Source organism: Thauera terpenica 58Eu (assembly GCF_000443165.1).
Classification (GTDB): Bacteria; Pseudomonadota; Gammaproteobacteria; order Burkholderiales; family Rhodocyclaceae; genus Thauera; species Thauera terpenica.
This window is the reverse complement of sequence record NZ_ATJV01000132.1, coordinates 1-677: the sequence shown is the minus strand read 5'-3', so window position 1 is coordinate 677 and position 677 is coordinate 1. Positions and strand designations below refer to the sequence as shown.

General features: G+C 65.1%; 1 protein-coding gene. It reads left to right on the top strand.

Features of this window, described 5'->3' with window-relative positions; translation table 11 throughout:
- On the top strand, window positions 1-677 hold a 677-nt coding region (locus M622_RS39215; protein WP_021251216.1), incomplete at both ends, for an NAD(P)/FAD-dependent oxidoreductase.

Sequence of the window (677 nt, the reverse complement as noted above, 5' to 3'; positions counted from 1 at the left end):
AATCATCGTCCCGGCCTGGTGGTGCACACCGCCGGCTGGCCGATGGACAACGCCACCTATGGCGGCGGCTTTGTGTACCACCTCGAGGACAACCTGGTTGCGGTGGGCTATGTGGTGGGCCTGGCCTACAGCAACCCCTTTCTTTCGCCCTTCGAGGAGATGCAGCGCTACAAGACTCACCCCGAAATCCGTCAATATCTCGACGGTGGCAAGCGCCTGGCCTATGGCGCACGCGCACTCACTGCCGGTGGCCTGCAGAGCCTGCCGCGGCTGATCTTCCCGGGTGGCGGCCTGATCGGTGACGACGCCGGCTTTCTCAACGCCGCCCGCATCAAGGGCAGCCACGCCGCGATCAAGTCCGGCATGCTCGCCGCCGAAGCCGCTTTCGACGCGCTCGGCCAGGGCCGCGAGCGCGACGCGCTCACCGCCTACCCGGCCGCCTTCCGCGACTCCTGGTTGTTTACCGAGCTGCACAAGGCGCGCAACTTCAAGCCTTACATGAAGAAAGGCTTGTACATGGGCTCGCTGCTGTTTGGTATCGACCAGATCCTGTTCCGCGGCAAGGCGCCGTGGACGCTGCGCAACACGGCCGACCACACCACGCTCAAGCTCGCCGCCGAGTGCGAGAAGATCGACTACCCCAAGCCCGATGGCGTGCTCACCTTCGATCGCCTGTC